Annotated in this window: 12 protein-coding genes and 1 tRNA gene; 6 read left to right on the top strand and 7 right to left on the bottom strand. The window is 70.3% G+C overall.

The features are described from left to right. Window positions 1-48 precede the first annotated feature (48 nt). Together M1R94_RS04700 and M1R94_RS04695 are read right to left on the bottom strand one after the other, a co-directional pair. Window positions 49-1,842: a glycoside hydrolase family 26 protein gene (locus M1R94_RS04700; protein WP_249380503.1), complete on the bottom strand. Its 1,794-nt coding sequence runs from the start codon at window positions 1,840-1,842 to the stop codon at window positions 49-51. Beyond that, entirely contained in the window at window positions 1,835-3,412 is a 1,578-nt protein-coding gene (locus tag M1R94_RS04695; RefSeq protein WP_249380502.1) for a glycosyltransferase, read from the bottom strand. Before M1R94_RS04695 ends, M1R94_RS04700 begins: the two co-directional genes overlap by 8 nt. Window positions 3,413-3,795: 383 nt before the next feature. Between M1R94_RS04695 and M1R94_RS04690 the strand changes: the two genes are divergently transcribed. The 6 genes from M1R94_RS04690 (at window position 3,796) to M1R94_RS04665 (ending at window position 9,814) form a co-directional block, all read left to right on the top strand. Next, a tRNA-Pro gene (locus M1R94_RS04690) sits at window positions 3,796-3,869 on the top strand. A gap of 180 nt (window positions 3,870-4,049) precedes the next feature. After that, entirely contained in the window at window positions 4,050-5,462 is a 1,413-nt protein-coding gene (gene tig, locus M1R94_RS04685) for a trigger factor (protein WP_249380501.1), read from the top strand. A 237-nt stretch (window positions 5,463-5,699) separates the two neighbouring features. Further along, complete coding sequence (locus M1R94_RS04680) at window positions 5,700-6,332, top strand: ATP-dependent Clp protease proteolytic subunit (protein WP_374109428.1); 633 nt, start codon at window positions 5,700-5,702, stop codon at window positions 6,330-6,332. A 44-nt stretch (window positions 6,333-6,376) separates the two neighbouring features. Further along, window positions 6,377-7,081, top strand: a complete 705-nt coding sequence (locus M1R94_RS04675; RefSeq protein WP_249380500.1) for an ATP-dependent Clp protease proteolytic subunit — start codon at window positions 6,377-6,379, stop codon at window positions 7,079-7,081. Between the two features lie 142 nt (window positions 7,082-7,223). After that, window positions 7,224-8,507, top strand: a complete 1,284-nt coding sequence (gene clpX, locus M1R94_RS04670) for an ATP-dependent Clp protease ATP-binding subunit ClpX (RefSeq protein WP_249380499.1) — start codon at window positions 7,224-7,226, stop codon at window positions 8,505-8,507. A gap of 110 nt (window positions 8,508-8,617) precedes the next feature. Beyond that, window positions 8,618-9,814: a baeRF2 domain-containing protein gene (locus tag M1R94_RS04665; protein WP_249380498.1), complete on the top strand. Its 1,197-nt coding sequence runs from the start codon at window positions 8,618-8,620 to the stop codon at window positions 9,812-9,814. Between the two features lie 36 nt (window positions 9,815-9,850). On the opposite strand, the gene M1R94_RS04660 is transcribed toward M1R94_RS04665, so the two are convergent. From M1R94_RS04660 to valS, 5 genes are all read right to left on the bottom strand, one after another. Beyond that, the gene (locus M1R94_RS04660; RefSeq protein ID WP_249380497.1) at window positions 9,851-11,650 is read right to left on the bottom strand and encodes an AMP-dependent synthetase/ligase; all 1,800 of its coding nucleotides are present in this window, start codon (window positions 11,648-11,650) and stop codon (window positions 9,851-9,853) included. Window positions 11,651-11,721: 71 nt separating this feature from the next. After that, on the bottom strand, window positions 11,722-12,531 hold the full coding sequence (locus M1R94_RS04655; protein WP_249380496.1) for an amino acid ABC transporter ATP-binding protein: 810 nt from the start codon (window positions 12,529-12,531) through the stop codon (window positions 11,722-11,724). Next, window positions 12,531-13,367, bottom strand: a complete 837-nt coding sequence (locus M1R94_RS04650; protein ID WP_249380495.1) for an amino acid ABC transporter permease — start codon at window positions 13,365-13,367, stop codon at window positions 12,531-12,533. Before M1R94_RS04650 ends, M1R94_RS04655 begins: the two co-directional genes overlap by 1 nt. 2 nt (window positions 13,368-13,369) lie before the next feature. Further along, entirely contained in the window at window positions 13,370-14,167 is a 798-nt protein-coding gene (locus M1R94_RS04645; RefSeq protein ID WP_249380494.1) for an ABC transporter substrate-binding protein, read from the bottom strand. 58 nt (window positions 14,168-14,225) lie between these two features. Further along, window positions 14,226-16,916, bottom strand: a complete 2,691-nt coding sequence (valS, locus tag M1R94_RS04640) for a valine--tRNA ligase (protein ID WP_249380493.1) — start codon at window positions 16,914-16,916, stop codon at window positions 14,226-14,228. Window positions 16,917-17,067 lie beyond the last annotated feature (151 nt).

Raw genomic sequence — 17,067 nt, 5'->3', positions numbered from 1 at the left:
CAGGGACGGCACGGCGCGCTCGTGGGGGCGCGCCCGTGGTGAGGGTCGTCAGGGCGTGAGGACCAGGTTCTCGTCGGGGACGGGGCTGGGTGCGGGGTCGGGCGTGGTGGGCCCGGCACCCGGCTCGGGTGCGGTCTCGCCCTCGGGTCCCGCGGTGTCGGGCTCGGGCGGTGCGGTCTCGGCAGGGTCCTCGGCGGTGGGCCCGGGAGCCTCGGTGGGCTCCTGCGGGGTCGGTGCGACGAGCGCCTCGACAGGTGGCTCCTCCTCGGCCGGCTCGGGGGCCTCGGCGGTGGACGGCGCGGGGTAGATCGACCCACCCATCCGGGTCGCGGGGTCGTGCAGCCCTTCGCGGAACGCGGCGAGGGAGTTGGCTCGGGAGTCGATCCGCCAGTCGTTCGTGGTCACCTGGCCGCTGACGATCGAGGTGACGGTGAGGCTGAACCAGGTGAAGCCGACGATGTCGTCGTTCTCCGGGCGGGTCAGTGCCTCGAAGAAGCTGCGGACCCATGCGGGCTTGTTCCCGCCGACCTCGGAGGCGCCGATCTCGGCGAGCATGATCGGCTTGTCGGTCAGTCGCCGCAGCTGGTCGAGGCTGGCGTCGAAGGTCCAGGAGAAGGTCGGTGTCTGGTTCTCGCGGTACGGCGGCCGGTAGTAGGCCGACAGGCCCACCCAGTCCACGTACTCCTCGCCGGGGTACAGGCTCTCGGTGTACGAGTACTGCTTGAGGTTGTCGGGCAGGTTGTTGACGATGTTCGGCGCCCAGACCCAGATCACGTACTCGTTGGCGCCCTCCTGCTCGAAGATGTCGTGGACGTGGCGCCAGACCTTGGCGTAGTCACCCGGCCGGTTGCCGTTGATCGGCTCACCGAACTTGTTCATCTCCGACCACGGGTACCAGTCGCCGTTCATCTCGTGGTTCAGGCGCAGCCCCAGGGGCAGGCCGAGGTCGGCGATGCCGCGCGCGTAGTCGCGGATGTAGGTGTCGAACGCACCGTCGAGGATCAACGGCGAGGAGTAGTCCTCCTCCTCGCGCTGGTTGTTGGCCGCGTGCGAGGGCCGTGACTCCCAGGTCAGCATCGGGAGCATCCCCCGCTGCCACGACCGCTCGACGGCGTCGGGACGGAAGTCACGGTCCCAGCCGCTGAAGTAGCCCGCCAGGTCGGGGAGGATCCCGGTCTTGGTCGAGACGTCGTCCAGGGTCGCCCAGCTGAACGGCGACTGGACGGTGTACATGCCGTAGTAGCGGTCCTCAGGGTCGAGCAGCTCGGCCTTGGACGGTGCGGTGATCGCCGGCGGTGCGGGCGTCGGCGCACCGGGGGCCGGTGGTGCGGGCGTCGGTGCGGGCTGCGGGTCGGGGGTGACCGCACCGGGCTCGGGCAGCGACGGGTTGGACGGGTTGGCGGGACCGTCGGAGTCCTGCGGCTCGGCGGTCGGACCGGGGGCCGGTGCGGGTGCGGTGCGGCCTGACCCTCCACGGCTCGTCGCGCCGTCGTCCTGCCGGTTCCCGGCGGCCGGTGGTGCGGGCTCGGGCTCCGGTGCAGGGTCGGGTGCGTCGTCCTCGGTCTCGGCGGTCTCGGCGGCCGCGAGCGCGGCGTCCCGCTCGGCGAGCTCCTCGCGCAGGCTGGCGAGCTCGGCGCGCAGGAGCTCCTCCTGGGTGGGCGTCGTGGCGGCCTCGTCCGTGCCGGCGTCGGCCGACACGAAGTCCGTCGAGGGTGAGGTCCAGACGGCGACGGTGGTCAGGACCAGGCACACGGCGACGGCAGCGGTCCCGGCCTTGGCCTTGAAGGAGAGCCCTCTGCCGGTGGTGGACCACCAGGTGGAGCTGGCGCGGGTGTCAGACATAGAGAAGTGCCTCCAGGGCGAAGATGGTCAGACCGATCAGGTACGGGATCGACGCGAGCGGGTTGAACCGGCGGGTCTTCGCCGGGGGCGTCGTCAGGGCGGTGCCGGGGGCGTGGACCTCACGCCGTGTCCGGGTCGCGAGAGCGCCCTCGGGGCCGTCGGGCTCGGGGCGGTGGTCGGCAGGGTCGGCGACCGACCCGTGGACGCCGGGACCGCTGTCGGGGCGCCGGCGGTCCACGACGTCGACCGGTGCGTCCGTCGCGAGGTCCTCGAGCTCGGCGAGCAGCGAGTCGCTCGACTGGGCCGTGACGGACTCGACCGCTCCCCCCGCGTAGGCCCCTGCTCGGGTGCCCCACCCGCTGACGTGGGCGAGCCGGAAGAACCCGATCAGCCGGACCGGCATGAGGAAGAAGGTCGAGACGATGATGAACAGCGGCAGCCGGAAGAAGTCCGACGGGACCTCCTGGAGGTGCCGGATCTGGCGGATCGACATGCTCAGCACGGTCGAGGCGATCATCAGGCCGATGACCCAGAACCATCCGAACTGCGTGCCGTAGGTGTCCAGGATCGCCTGGTAGAAGTTGACCCCGGTGCCCGAGACGGCCCGGTAGATCCACCCGAGGATCGTCCCGATGAGCAGGAACGGCAGGATGATGTCGGCCAGGAAGAACACGGCCAGCCACGGTGCGTGCCCGAGCATCCAGGGCAGCATGCGCAGGGTGTTGTACTGGCTGCCACGGGCCCAGCGCAGCTGCTGCTTGAAGAGCTTCTTGATCTGCAGCGGCGCATCGGTGTAGACGAGGCTGGTGTGCTGGTAGACCGTCCGGTACCCCTCCTTGAGGGTGAGGTTGGTCAGCGTGCGGTCGTCCGACACCTCGAGGAAGACCCCCAGGAACCGCTCGGTCATGAACTTGTCCATGACGCGGATGAGGATGTTGCGGCGGAACGCGATGGTCCGGCCGGGCAGGCAGCCGACATGGCCGAGCACGCTCTGGGCCGGCATGGAGTACAGCGACCGCGAGTTCTCGAGCCAGTCGGCCCACCGGGTCATCCAGCTGCGGGTGGGCTCGAGGATCCGCTGGCGGGTGGTGACCCCGCCGATCCGCTCGTCGGCGAAGGGCTTGACGAGCTCCTCGAGCGCGCCGGGCGTCCAGACGGTGTCGGAGTCCACGAGCACGGTGATCTCGTGCCGGGACAGCTCGGTGCCGATCTTCACGGCGTTGCGCTTGCCGGGGATGGGCGTGTGGACCCAGCGCACCAGGGGGGAGAACTCGTCGCTGACCGACTCGAGCACCGGGTTGCGGGCACCGTTGATGACGACGATGATCTCGTCCGGCCCCTGCTCGACCATGCGTCCCAGGACGTCGCGGAAGAGGTCCTCGGGCTCGTCGACGACGGGGACCACGACGCTGGTCGTGGTGCGGTGGGGCTCGACATAAGGTCGGTACCTCCGGGAGAGCACCACCTTGATCACCCAGAGGATCCAGATCATCGCGGAGAACGCCGCGAAGAGGTAGAACTCCGAGTTGTCATCGAGCATGTGACGGATCTGCAGAATGAAGATGAACAATGGACCCTCGCAAGGCTCGCACGGGCAGGACGGAGTTGCTCGGCATCATCGGCGAGGAAGGACGAGGACCGTCGCGATCGCGATGCCGGTCCCTCGTCAGGAATGCGGAGGTCGTGTTCCGCCCGCAGGAGTTCCTGGACTGCCGGCAGGCGTGCTGCCGACGTCACACATCATGTGACTGGTCTCGCCGGCGAATCAAGCCGAACGTCAAGGATGAAAGTTGGACGGCCCGCGGGATGTCGCGCCTGACCTGGGACGAGAGACCTGGGACGACTCGACAATCACCCGCGATGACCATGGAAGGGTGTCCAGCATGTGGGATCTCGCTCCGGGCGCAGGTCCCTGCCGGCGCCCGGGCGGCTCCCGAGTAGGCTCGTCCAGCACGGGATGTGGCGCAGCTTGGTAGCGCGTCCGCTTTGGGAGCGGAAGGTCGCAGGTTCGAATCCTGTCATCCCGACCTCTGGTGGCCAGGACCTCGTGCGAGCGGTCGGGCTGCCTGTGCCGTAGGATCGTCGGGCCGTGCGCGCGGCTCCTGCCTGCCCACGTGCACCTCCCAGAACGACGGGTCGCCGAGCGACCCGGCCCTGCATCCGCCGGGACGCCCCCGGGACAGACCGAGCCGTTGGAGATCACTGCTGTGAAGAGCGCCGTCGAGACCATTGACGCCACTACGGTCAAGCTGACCGTCGAGGTGTCGCACGACGAGCTGAGGCCGAGCATCGACCACGCGTACCAGCACATCGGCTCGCAGGTCTCGATCCCCGGTTTCCGCAAGGGCAAGGTCCCTGCTCGGATCATCGACCAGCGGGTCGGACGCGCCGCGGTGATCGAGCACGCCGTCAACGAGGGCATGCCGGGCTTCTACCGCCAGGCCGTGACCGAGGCCGACCTCCGCCCGCTCGGCCAGCCCGAGATCGAGGTCACCGAGATCCCTGCGCTGACCGGCGCCGAGGGTGGTCTCAGCTTCACCGCCCAGGTCGAGGTCCGCCCCGAGATCGAGCTCCCGGACCTGGACTCGCTCACCCTCACCGTCGATGACGTCACCGTCTCGGACGAGGACGTCCAGGAGCGGCTCGACGCCCTCCGGGAGCGTTTCGGCACCCTGGTGGGCGTGGACCGCCCGGCCGTGGACCGCGACTTCGTCGTCCTGGACCTGACCGCGACCGTGGACGGCGACGAGGTCGACTCGGTGAGCGGCATCAGCTACCAGATCGGCTCGGGCAACATGCTCGAAGGGCTCGACGAGGCCCTCACCGGCCTCTCGGCCGGGGAGACCACGACCTTCGAGACGGCCCTCGCCGGCGGTGAGCACGAGGGCCGCACGGCCCAGGTCTCGGTGACCGCCACGACGGTCAAGGTCCGCGAGCTCCCCGCGGTCGACGACGAGTTCGCCCAGCTGGCCAGCGAGTTCGACACGATCGACGAGCTGCGCGAGGACCTGCGCGGCCAGGCGGCCCGTGCCAAGGCCTCCAACCAGGCCGTCCAGGCCCGTGACCTGCTGATCGAGAAGCTGCAGGAAGGCGTCGAGATCCCCGTGCCGAACGGCGTCGTCGAGGCCGAGGTGGTCCGCCACCTCGAGTCCGAGGGGCGCAGCGAGGACGACGAGCACCGCACCGAGGTCCAGGGTCAGGCCCGCGACGCGCTGCGCAACCAGATCCTGATGGACACCCTGGCCGAGAAGCTCCAGGTCAAGGTCGCCCAGAACGAGCTGCTCGACTACCTGGTGAACGCCTCGCGCCAGTACGGCATGGACCCCAACACCTTCATCAAGACGGTCGACGAGCAGGGTCAGATCCCCGCCATGATCGCCGAGGTGGGGCGGTCCAAGGCGATCGCCGTCGCGCTGCGCCAGGTGAGCGTCGTGGACGGCTCGGGTGCGCCCGTCGACCTGTCCGAGTTCATCGGGACGGATGAGGACGACGCCCAGGACGCGGTGGCTGCCGCGCAGGCCGAGATGGAGGCCGCACTGGCCGCCGAGACGGCTGCGGCCGAGGAGGTCGACACCGACGGCACCGAGCAGGCGGCAGCCGACGAGGACGCCAAGGCCTGACCCCCGGACCGGAGGAGCGAAGGGCCCTGCACCCTGGGTGCGGGGCCCTTCGCCGTCGGTCCCGCCGGACCGGTCCGGCCTCGCGGGCGCTCCGTGGCGTGCACTGCGCCGTCAGCGAAAACGTCCCCGCGCGGGACGTGGCGGCCCGGGCTCTCGCGTTAGGGTCGCTGCACACGTACAGGTCCCGAGGCTGGTCCTCGGGGCAGGGTAGGACGAGGGAGATCCGTGAACGAGCAGATGCCACGCCACGCAGCCGAGCTCATGCCGCGCGACGCACGAGGCGACGGACCGAGCCTGGGGCTGAACGACCACATCTACAACCGGTTGCTCCGCGAGCGCATCATCTGGCTCGGCTCCGAGGTCCGCGACGAGAACGCGAACGCGATCTGCGGGCAGATGATGCTGCTCGCCGCCGAGGACCCGGACAAGGACATCTTTCTGTACATCAACTCGCCAGGCGGGTCGATCACCGCGGGGATGGCGATCTACGACACGATGCAGTTCATCCAGCCTGACGTCGCGACGGTCGCCGTGGGCATGGCGGCATCGATGGGTCAGTTCCTGCTCTCCTCGGGCGCCAAGGGGAAGCGGTACGCCACCCCCCACACCCGCGTGATGATGCACCAGCCCTCGGGCGGCATCGGCGGCACGGCGACGGATGTCCGTATCAACGCCGAGCTCATCCTGCACATGAAGCGGCTGCTCGCCGAGCTGATCGCCGAGCAGACCGGCAAGACCCCCGAGCAGATCAACATCGACTCCGACCGTGACCGCTGGTTCACGGCACCTGAGGCGCTCGAGTACGGCTTCATCGACCACGTCGTCACGCACGCCGCGTCCGTGAGCGGTGGCGGCGGCACGACGAGCTGAGCCGTCCCGTCCCCGTCGCGACCCGTCCATCCCGAGGAGTACCAGTGAGCATGGAGCACCAGTTCATCGCCCGGTCGTCGGCTCTCGCCGGCGGCTTCGGGGACCGTCCCGGAGGCGCGCCCTACGGGGCGCCGTCCTCCCGTTACGTGCTGCCGCAGTTCGAGGAGCGCACGGCCTACGGGTTCAAGCGCCAGGACCCGTACACCAAGCTCTTCGAGGACCGCATCATCTTCCTCGGTGTCCAGGTGGATGACGCCTCGGCCGACGACGTGATGGCCCAGCTGCTCGTCCTGGAGAGCCAGGACCCCGACCGCGACATCATCCTGTACATCAACTCGCCCGGTGGCTCGTTCACGGCCATGACGGCGATCTACGACACGATGCAGTACATCAAGCCTCAGATCCAGACGGTCTGCCTGGGTCAGGCGGCCTCGGCCGCCGCTGTGCTCCTCGCCGCAGGCAGCCCTGGGAAGCGCCTGGCTCTGCCCAACGCGCGGGTGCTGATCCACCAGCCGGCCCTCGAGGGTGGTGGCTACGCGCAGGCCTCGGACATCGAGATCCACGCCAACGAGCTCATCCGGATGCGGGAGTGGCTCGAGGCCACGATCGCCCGGCACGCCGGTCGCGACGTCGAGCAGGTCCGACTGGACATCGAGCGCGACAAGATCCTCTCCTCGCAGCAGGCGCTGGAGTACGGTCTGGTCGACCAGGTCCTCGAGAGCCGCAAGGCCGCGGTCGTGACGTCCTGAGCAGGACCACCCCCGCGGGCGGTCCGTCCGCGGGGGTGAGATCTGGCCGCACCGGCCAGGTGGGCTGACATTGGGCGCCGGGTGGTGTGCAATGGTCTGCACGGAGCAGTGGTCCCTGCCGGGGCCCGGGGAGGAGCACACAGTGGCACGCATCGGAGACGGCGCCGACCTGCTCAAGTGCTCGTTCTGCGGGAAGAGCCAGAAGCAGGTCAAGAAGCTCATCGCCGGGCCGGGTGTCTACATCTGCGACGAGTGCATCGACCTGTGCAACGAGATCATCGAGGAGGAGCTCGCCGAGGCCACCGAGGTCGGCATGGTCGAGCTGCCCAAGCCCCGGGAGATCTTCGACTTCCTCGAGCAGTACATCGTCGGTCAGGAGCCCGCCAAGCGGTCGCTGGCCGTCGCGGTCTACAACCACTACAAGCGCATCCAGGCCGGCGAGAGCGCGCGCCCCGGTGCCGAGGCCGAGGCGGTCGAGCTCGCCAAGTCCAACATCCTGCTCATCGGACCGACTGGTTGCGGCAAGACGTACCTCGCCCAGACGCTCGCCAAGATGCTCAACGTGCCCTTCGCGATCGCGGACGCCACCGCGCTGACCGAGGCCGGCTATGTGGGCGAGGACGTCGAGAACATCCTGCTCAAGCTCATCCAGGCGGCGGACTACGACGTCAAGAAGGCCGAGACGGGCATCATCTACATCGACGAGGTCGACAAGATCGCCCGGAAGAGCGAGAACCCGTCGATCACGCGCGACGTGTCGGGCGAGGGCGTCCAGCAGGCGCTGCTGAAGATCCTCGAGGGAACCACGGCCTCGGTGCCGCCCCAGGGGGGGCGCAAGCACCCGCACCAGGAGTTCATCCAGATCGACACCACCAACGTGCTGTTCATCGTCGCGGGCGCGTTCGCGGGCCTGGACGAGATCATCACCTCGCGATCGGGCCGCCGGGGCATCGGTTTCGGCGCTCCGCTGCACAGCGTGGACGACACCGACGTCTTCGGCGACGTCATGCCCGAGGACCTGCTCAAGTTCGGTCTGATCCCCGAGTTCATCGGTCGCGTGCCGGTGATCACCACCGTCTCCCCGCTGGACCAGTCGGCGCTCGTGCGCATCCTCAGCGAGCCGCGCAACGCCCTGATCAAGCAGTACCAGCGGATGTTCGAGATCGATGGTGTCGAGCTCGAGTTCACCGACGACGCTCTCGAGGCGGTCGCCGATCAGGCGCTGCTGCGTGGCACCGGTGCGCGCGGTCTGCGGGCCATCCTGGAGGAGGTCCTCCAGCAGGTCATGTTCGAGGTGCCGAGCCGCGACGACGTCGAGCGGGTGGTGGTGTCCCGTGAGGTGGTCCTGGACAACGTGAACCCGACGATCGTGCCGCGTGAGCCGGCCCCCGCGGTCAAGCGGACGCCTCGGGAGAAGTCCGCATAGCACGGAACGGCGTTCTCCGCCGGACTGGCGTTCCTCGGTCAGGTGGAACAGGGTGGCAGAGTCCGGTCGGCGACGACGCCGGCATCAGTGACCAGATCGCGAGGTACCCGATGAAGCTCGACTCCCTCAAGCCGCTGCTGCACCACGACGGCCCCCTGACCACCGTCTGTCTCGACGTGACGCGAGGTGATGAGGCCGGCTCCCGCGAGATCCGCAGCAGGTGGAACGGCCTGAGACGGGCTCTGGACGAGATGGGTGCACCGGGCGACACGCTCGAGGCGCTCGAGGAGGTCGTGCTGCGCCCGACGCACGTCCCCGGGCCGCACGGTCGCTACGTCGTGGCCTCGGGCACCGATATCCTCTTCGACCGGGTCCTGGCCGACGCCCCGGTGCGTGACGAGGCGTTCCACAACGGCACCCCCTCGCTGCTGCCCGCGGCTCTGGCAGCCGATGAGGCCGTCCGATACCTGCTGGTCGAGGTGGACCGGTCGGGCGCGGACCTCAGCTGGTCAGGGACCGACAGCCACGAGGCCGACACGTCCCTCGACCCGGTCGAGGGTGGGCACGACGTCCTGCACAAGGCTCGCGCAGGTGGCTGGTCGCACCGAAGGATGCAGGCCCGGGTCGAGGACTCCTGGGAGCGCAACGCCGACGTGGTCGCCGAGGAGCTCGATCGAGCGGTCTTCGAGCACCGTCCGGACCTGGTGATGATCACCGGTGACGTGCGTGCCGTGACCCTGCTGCGTGGTGCCGTGGGGCACGCGACGGCCGAGATCCTCGTCGAGGTCCCGGGCGGCTCGCGGGCCGAGGGGATCAAGGAGAGCGTGTTCGCCGCAAACGTCCACGCCGTGCTCGAGGCGCACCGCGCACGCCGCCGGGAGGCCGTGGCCGCCCGGCTCCGCGAGGCGCTCGGTCGGGGGGACGGGGCGGTGACCGAGCTGGGCGACGTGGTCGACGTGCTGCGTCGCGGGCAGGTCTCCGAGCTCGTCGTGCTGCGCAACGCCGCCGGTGCGGCGTCGGCGGCGTTGACCGACCGGACGCTGTGGGTGGGCTCGGACCCGCTGCAGGTCGCGACGAACCGCGGTGACCTCGCGTCCTTGGGAGTCTCACCGGACGAGGCGCACGAGGTGCGTGCGGACATCGCCGTGCTCCGTGCCGCGCTCGCGCAGGACTCGGGGTTCACCTTCGCGATGGAGGGCAGCGCCGAGCTCATCGACGGGGTCGGCGCCCTGCTGCGCTGGACCGACGCCGCGACACCCCACGAGACGGCCCCGAGCTACACCGCGGACACGCACCGGCGCCACTGAGGGACGATCGGCGCACCCTGGGACAGCCCGTCGGTCTCAGGGTGCGTAGATCGCGTCGACCTCGTCGGCGAAGGATGCCAGGACCTCGCGTCGGCGGACCTTGAGCGAGGGTGTCAGGTAGCCGTTGGTCTCGGTGAAGTCGGTGACGAGCACCCTGACCTTGCGGATCGACTCCGCGCGCGAGACCGCCGAGTTGGCCCGCTCGACCGCGCGGTCCAGGGCCGCGAGCACCTCGGGGTGGCGGGCCGCAGCGCGGACGTCCATCGCCGGCAGGCCGTGCGTGGTCAGCCAGCCGGGCAGCATCTCGGCGTCGAGGGTGACCAGAGCCGCGATGAACGGCCGCCCGTCACCGACCGCGACGACCTGGCTGACCAGCGGGTGCCCGCGCAGGCGGTCCTCGAGCGGGGCGGGTGCGACGTTCTTGCCCCCCGCGGTGACGATGATCTCCTTCTTGCGGCCGGTGATCCGCAGGTAGCCGTCCTCGTCGAGGGAGCCCAGGTCGCCCGTGCGGAACCAGCCGTCACGCAGTGCCTCGGCCGTGGCGTCGGGGTTGTTGTGGTAGCCGCGGAAGACGTGGGCACCGGCGACCTCGATCTCGCCGTCGTCCGCGAGCCGGATCGAGGCCCCCGGGAAGGGCGGACCCACGGTGCCGATCGTGGTCTTGGCGGGCAGGTTGACGGCGGTCGGGGCGGTGGTCTCGGTGAGGCCGTAGCCCTCGAGGACCCGCAGGCCCAGACCGCGGTAGAAGTGACCGAGCCGCTCCCCGAGGGGCGCGCCGCCCGAGACCGCGTACTCGGCGGCCCCACCCAGCGCGTTGCGGACCTTGTGCAGGACGAGGCGGTCGGCCAGCGCGTGCCGGGCGCGCAGCAGGAGATCGGGTCCCTCGTCCAGGTCCAGGGCCCGCGAGTAGTCGATCGACGTCTTGGCGGCCCAGCGGAACAGGCGCAGCCGTACTCCGCCGGCGGCCTTCTGCTCCGAGGAGTTGTAGACCTTCTCGAAGACACGGGGCACCGAGAGCACGAACGTCGGCCGGAACGAGCCGAGGTCGGCCAGCAGGTTCCTGGTGTCGGGGGTGTGGCCGAGCACAGCACCCGACGGGATGCACAGCACCTGGATGAATCGGGCGAAGACGTGGGCCAGCGGCATGAACAGCAGGGTGCGTGAGTGGGGCATCGCGCACACCTCGCGCAGCCCCTGCACGCCCTCGAGGGTGAGGGAGACGAAGTTCCCGTGGGTCAGCTCGACCCCCTTGGGACGCCCTGTGGTCCCCGAGGTGTAGATGATCGTGGCGAGGTCGTCGAACCCGGCGAGCGCGCTGCGCCGGGTGATCTCGTGGGTCTGGACCTGTGTGCCCTCCTGGACGAGGTCGGCCAGGGCGCCGTCGTCGATCACCAGGACCCCCTCCAGGCCCGGCAGCCCGGCGCGAAGGCCCTCGGTGAGCGAGCCGTGCGCCGTCGTCTCGACGATCGCGAGCCTGACCTCGGCGTCGGCGAGGATCCACCCGACCTGGTCGGCCGACGACGTCTCGTACACGGGGACCGAGACCGCGCCGGCCGCCCAGACGGCGAAGTCGAGCACGGTCCACTCGTAGCGGGTCCGGCTCATGATGGAGACCCGGTCGCCGGGGCTGATCCCGCGTGCGACGAGTCCCTTGGCCACGGCCGTCACCTCGGCGACGAAGGCGCGGGCGCTGATCGGCTGCCACGTGCCGCCGAGCTCGGACTTGCGCTCGATCAGGGGTGCGTCGGGGGAGCGTGCGAGCCGTGCGGCCAGGAGGTCGGGGATCGACACCTCCTCGTGGCCGGCGATGAGGCTGGGGGTGACGATCTCGCGCACTGGGTTCTCCGCATCAGGTGCGGCACCCGATGTGGTGTCCGCGCTGCGACGATATCGCGAGGGGTCCCGGGTCAGGTCCCGTTCGGGCCGCCGACCTGCAGGTGGGTGGGGTCCAGGACGCGCCGCAGGAAGGCCTGCGTCCGCTCCTCGGCGGGTGCACCGATCACCTGGTCGGCAGGTCCGGTCTCGACCACGCTCCCGTCATCCATGAAGACGACGCGGTCTCCCACCTCGCGCGCGAAGGCCATCTCGTGGGTGACCACGAGCATGGTCATGCCCTCCTGGGCCAGGTCGCGCATGACGGCGAGCACCTCACCGACGAGCTCGGGGTCCAGGGCGGACGTCGGCTCGTCGAAGAGCATCAGCTCGGGGTCCATGCTCAGGGCGCGGGCGATCGCGACGCGTTGCTGCTGGCCTCCCGAGAGCTGTGAGGGCATCGACTGCGCACGGTCGGCCAGGCCCACGTGCTCGAGGTTCTTCATGGCCACGGCCTCGGCCTGGGCCCGGGACCGCCCGAGCACCTTCCGCTGGGCCAGGGTGCAGTTCTGCAGCACGCTCTGGTGGGCGAAGAGGTTGAACTGCTGGAAGACCATGCCCACCCGCGACCGGACCTGGTCGATGTCCACGTCAGGGTCGGTGACCTCGGTGCCGAGCACCGTGACCGTCCCCGCGGTCGGCTGCTCGAGGAGGTTGACGCAGCGCAGCAGCGTCGACTTCCCCGAGCCCGAGGGGCCGATCACGCACACGACCTCACCCGAGCCGACCTCGAGGTCGATCCCGCGCAGCACCTCGCGGTCGCCGAAGGACTTGTGGAGCCCGCTGATCGTGACGACGGGACCTGCCGCGGGAGGGGTCGGGGGGGTGGTGGGCGGCAGGGCCATCAGCGGGTGCCTCGTCCGGTCGTGGCCTCGAGCCGGCGGGCCAGGAGACCGAGGGGGATGGTGATGCACAGGTAGCAGGCGCCGATCACGAACAGCGCGGTCAGCCCGCCGGTCGCGCTGCTCAGGAAGTCACGCCCCAGCTTGGTGAGGTCGTACTGCGCCGGGGTCAGGCCGAGCAGGAAGATCAGGGAGGTGTCCTTGGTGAGCAGGATGAGCTCGTTGGTCATCGGTGGGAGCACGATCCGGAACGCCTGCGGGATCACGATGGTGACCATCGTCCGACCGTGCGACATCCCCAGGGACCGGGCGGCCTCGACCTGTCCGCGGGGGACGGCCTGGATGCCGGCCCGCAGCGTCTCGGCGATGTAGGCGGCCGAGACCATGCCCAGGGCCAGGGCGGCCTTGGCGGTCAGCGAACCGATCGAGACGCCCAGGGCGACCGGCACGGCGTAGCCGAACGCGACCACGACGAGCAGTGCCGGGATCCCCCGGAAGAACTCGATGTAGAGAGTCGCGATCCAGCGGTAGGGCCGCACCGAGGAGAGCTTCATCAGCGCCAGCAGGAGCCCCAGGCTGAGCCCGACCGCGAACGCCGCTGCGGTGTACACCAGGGTGTTGGTCAGCGCGCGACCGAGGGTCGGCAGCATCTCGACGGCGACGGTCGGGTTGAAGAACGAGACCCCGACCTGGCGCCAGTCGGTCACCGCGACCACGACGGCCGCGGCCACCAGCAGCAGCGCGTACTGGATGCCGCGCGCGGTGCGGGCCCGCCGACGAGGACTCATCCGGGGCCGTGCGACCGGCCGCACCGGGGGAGGGGACAGGGTGGCCGCCATGGTCAGGAGTCGGCCGGCGCGGTCCCGACCCGCGCGGTGTAGAGGGCCTCGTAGGTGCCGTCCTCGGCGATCCGCTCGAGCGTGGCGTCGATCGCGGCGAGCAGCGCGACGTTGCCCTTGCGGACGCCGAACCCGTACTGCTCACCCGTGGGGAAGACGGTGCCGATCTCCGTCGAGTCGTCCACGAAGGCCCCGAGCACGGCGATGTCGTTGAGCACGGCGCCGACCTGGCCGGTCCGCAGCGCCTGGACCTGCAGGCCGAGCTCCTCGAACTGCACGGCCGCGAGGTCGTTCTCGACCGCCCAGTCCTCGCCCGTGGTGGCCTGCTGCACCCCCACGTCGACCCCGTCGAGCTCCTCGAGGGAGTCGATGCCGGATCCTGCGGGTACCAGGAGCCCCTGGTCGGCGTCGAAGTAGGGCTGCGAGAAGTCGAACTTGGCGGCGCGCTCGTCGGTGATGGTGACTGCGGAGGCGACGACGTCGCACTTGCCGACGTCGAGGTCTGCTCCCGACTGGATCCCCTCGAAGGCGGTGACCACGACGGTCACCTCGACCCCGAGGTCGTCGGCGACCTCCTGCATGAGGTCGATGTCCAGGCCGACCACCTGGCCGGCCTCCTCGTACTCGAAGGGCTCGTAGGGGGTGTTGGTGCACACGGTCAGAGCGCCGTCGGTCACCAGGTCAGGTGCGCCGTCCGCGGAGGCCTCGGTGGTCGGGGTCGACGCGCAGCCGGTCAGGGCCGCACCGAGGCCGGCGGCCACCAGCAGTGCGAGGGTCGGTCGGGACAGGGGTGCACGCATGGCAGGGCAGCTTTCTCGCGATCGAGTGGACCGCAAGAATATACACTCAATCTACTACCTATGCACGGGACGATGGTCCGTCGACGCGTGGCTCGGCGGGCACCAGCTCCGCGTCACGCACGACGGCGACCTCGATCTCCTCCCCCACCACGGACAGGTCGAGCGCACGCCCGGCGGCCCTGACGTCCTCGAGCGCGGCGCGCACCAGGTCCAGGTGGGACGCCGGGACGGCGAGCTCGGCCCGGGCGATCTGCGTCCGCATCGAGACCTTGGCCTCCGACTTGACCTTCCGCAGCGCGGCCAGAGCCCGGCCCGCCGCGAGCAGGGTCGACGGATCGGCGTCGCCCGCTGCCGCGCGCAGCGGGGCGGCCAGCGGCCACGGTGCGCGGTGCACCGAGCCTGTGCGCCACCAGGACCACACCTCCTCGGTCGCGAACGGGAGCACCGGGGCGAGCAGCCGCAGCAGGGAGTCGAGCGCGAGGGCGAGGGCCGCACGCGCCGAGACGGTCCCGGCCGACGGTGCGCCGGCGGCGTCCTGTGCGCCGTAGGCGCGGTCCTTGACCAGCTCCAGGTAGTCGTCGCAGAAGGTCCAGAAGAACGTCTCGGTGACCTCCAGGGCGCGGGTGTGGTCGTACGCCTCGAGGGCGGCGGTGGCCTTGTCGGTGACGTCGGCCAGCCCTGCGAGCATCGCGCGGTCCAGCGGCTCGGTGACCTGAGAGGGGTCCGGGTCGCCCGCCTCGGCCGCCCCGAAGCCGAGCGCGAACTTGCTCGCGTTGAGCACCTTGATCGCCAGTCTGCGGCCGATCTTCATCTGCCCGACCTCGAAGGCCGCGTCGGTGCCCAGGCGTGCGGAGGCCGCCCAGTAGCGCACCGCGTCCGAGCCGTGCTCCTCGAGCAGACCCATGGGGGTGACCACGTTGCCCTTGGACTTGCTCATCTTCTTGCGGTCCGGGTCCAGGATCCAGCCCGAGATCGCTGCGTGCTTCCAGGGCAGCGAGCCGTGCTCGAGGTGCGAGCGGACCACGGTCGAGAAGAGCCAGGTCCGGATGATGTCCTGGCCCTGGGGTCGCAGGTCCATCGGGAAGACCCGCTCGAACAGGTCCGGGTCGGACTCCCACCCACCGGCGATCTGCGGCGACAACGAGGACGTGGCCCACGTGTCCATCACGTCGGCCTCGCCGACGAAGCCCCCGGGCACACCGCGCTGGTCCGGGGTGAACCCCTCCGGCACGTCGCTCGTCGGGTCGACCGGGAGGGTCGCCTCGTCGGGCACCAACGGGCTGGAGTGGTCCACCTCACCCTGGGCGTCGACCCGGTACCAGAGCGGGATCGCCACCCCGAAGAACCGCTGGCGGGAGATCAGCCAGTCACCGTTGAGGCCGCCGACCCAGTTCTCGTAGCGCACCCGCATGAAGTCGGGGTGGAACGCGAGCTCCTCACCCCGGGCGAGCAGCTCCTCGCGCAGCCCCTCGCCGCGACCGTCCGCCCGTCCGCCGTTGCGGATGTACCACTGGCGGGAGGTGACGATCTCGAGGGGCTTGTCGCCCTTCTCGTAGAAGTTGGCCATCCGCTGCGTGGGGGTCGGCTCGCCGTCGAGGTCGCCCGAGGCCCGCAACGCGTCCACGACGGCGGAGCGGGCCGAGAAGGTCGTCTTGCCGGCCAGCTCCTCGAACAGGTGCCGACCCGTCTCGGAGGCGATCCACTCGGGCGTCTCGCGCAGGATGCGGCCGTCCCGGCTGATCACAGGGTGCGTCGACAGCTGGAGCTCGCGCCACCACTGCACGTCCGTGAGGTCGCCGAAGGTGCAGCACATCGCGATGCCCGCGCCCTTGTCGGGCTCGGCGGCGGGGTGCGCCAGGACGGGCACCTCGATGTCGAAGAGCGGCGCGCGGACGGTGGTGCCGAACAGGTGCTGGTAGCGCTCGTCGTCGGGGTGGGCGATCAGCGCCACGACCGCGGGGATCAGCTCGGGGCGGGTGGTCTCGACGTGGACCGGACCCTGGGCCCCGTGGAACGCGACCCGGTGGAAGTGACCCGGGTACTCACGGGCCTCGAGCTCGGCCTGGGCGACCGCGGTCTGGAAGGTCACGTCCCACAGGCCCGGGGCCTGGGCCTGGTAGGCCTCTCCCCGGGCGAGGTTGCGCAGGAAGGCCTTCTGCGCCACGACCCTCGAGGCCACACCGACGGTCTGGTAGTGGTGCCGCCAGTCGACCGACAGCCCCAGGCGCCGCCAGAGCGCCTCGAACTGACGCTCGTCCTCGACTGTGAGCCGCTCGCACAGCTCGATGAAGTTGCGCCGCGAGACCGGGAGCTGGTCGGCAGCCCGGACGCTCTTGCCGTCACCACCCTCGTGCGGTGGCTCGAGGTCCGGGGTGTAGGGGAGCGACGGCTCGCACCGCACCCCGTAGTAGTTCTGCACCCTGCGCTCGGTCGGCAGACCGTTGTCGTCCCAACCCATCGGGTAGAACACCTCGCGGCCACGCATGCGCCAGAACCGCGCGACCACATCGGTGTGCGTGTACGAGAAGACGTGACCCACGTGCAGCGAACCGGAGACCGTGGGGGGAGGCGTGTCGATCGAGTAGACCTGGTCGCGGGTCGCCGTCCGGTCGAAGTCGTAGGTGCCGGCCGAGCTCCAGGCCGCGTCCCAGCGCACCTCGAGACCGTCCAGGCTGACCTTGTCCGGTACCCGTGACGTCGCCGTGGGTGCGGTCGGGTCAGGGGTCGAGGTGGGGCGCTGGTCGCTCATGGTCGCCGATTCTCCCAGACCGTGGGAGGTCCGCCTGCACCGACCCCTGGCAGGGGTCAGGGGTTCGCGCGCACAATCTCAGGGGGTGATGAGGGTTGTCCCCGATCCCGGGCGCCCTGGCGACCCACGATGATCGACGCATCATCGACGA

The organism is Actinotalea alkalitolerans (assembly GCF_023369855.1).
Taxonomy (GTDB): Bacteria; Actinomycetota; Actinomycetes; order Actinomycetales; family Cellulomonadaceae; genus Actinotalea.
This window is presented reverse-complemented; position numbering and strand designations above follow the sequence as displayed.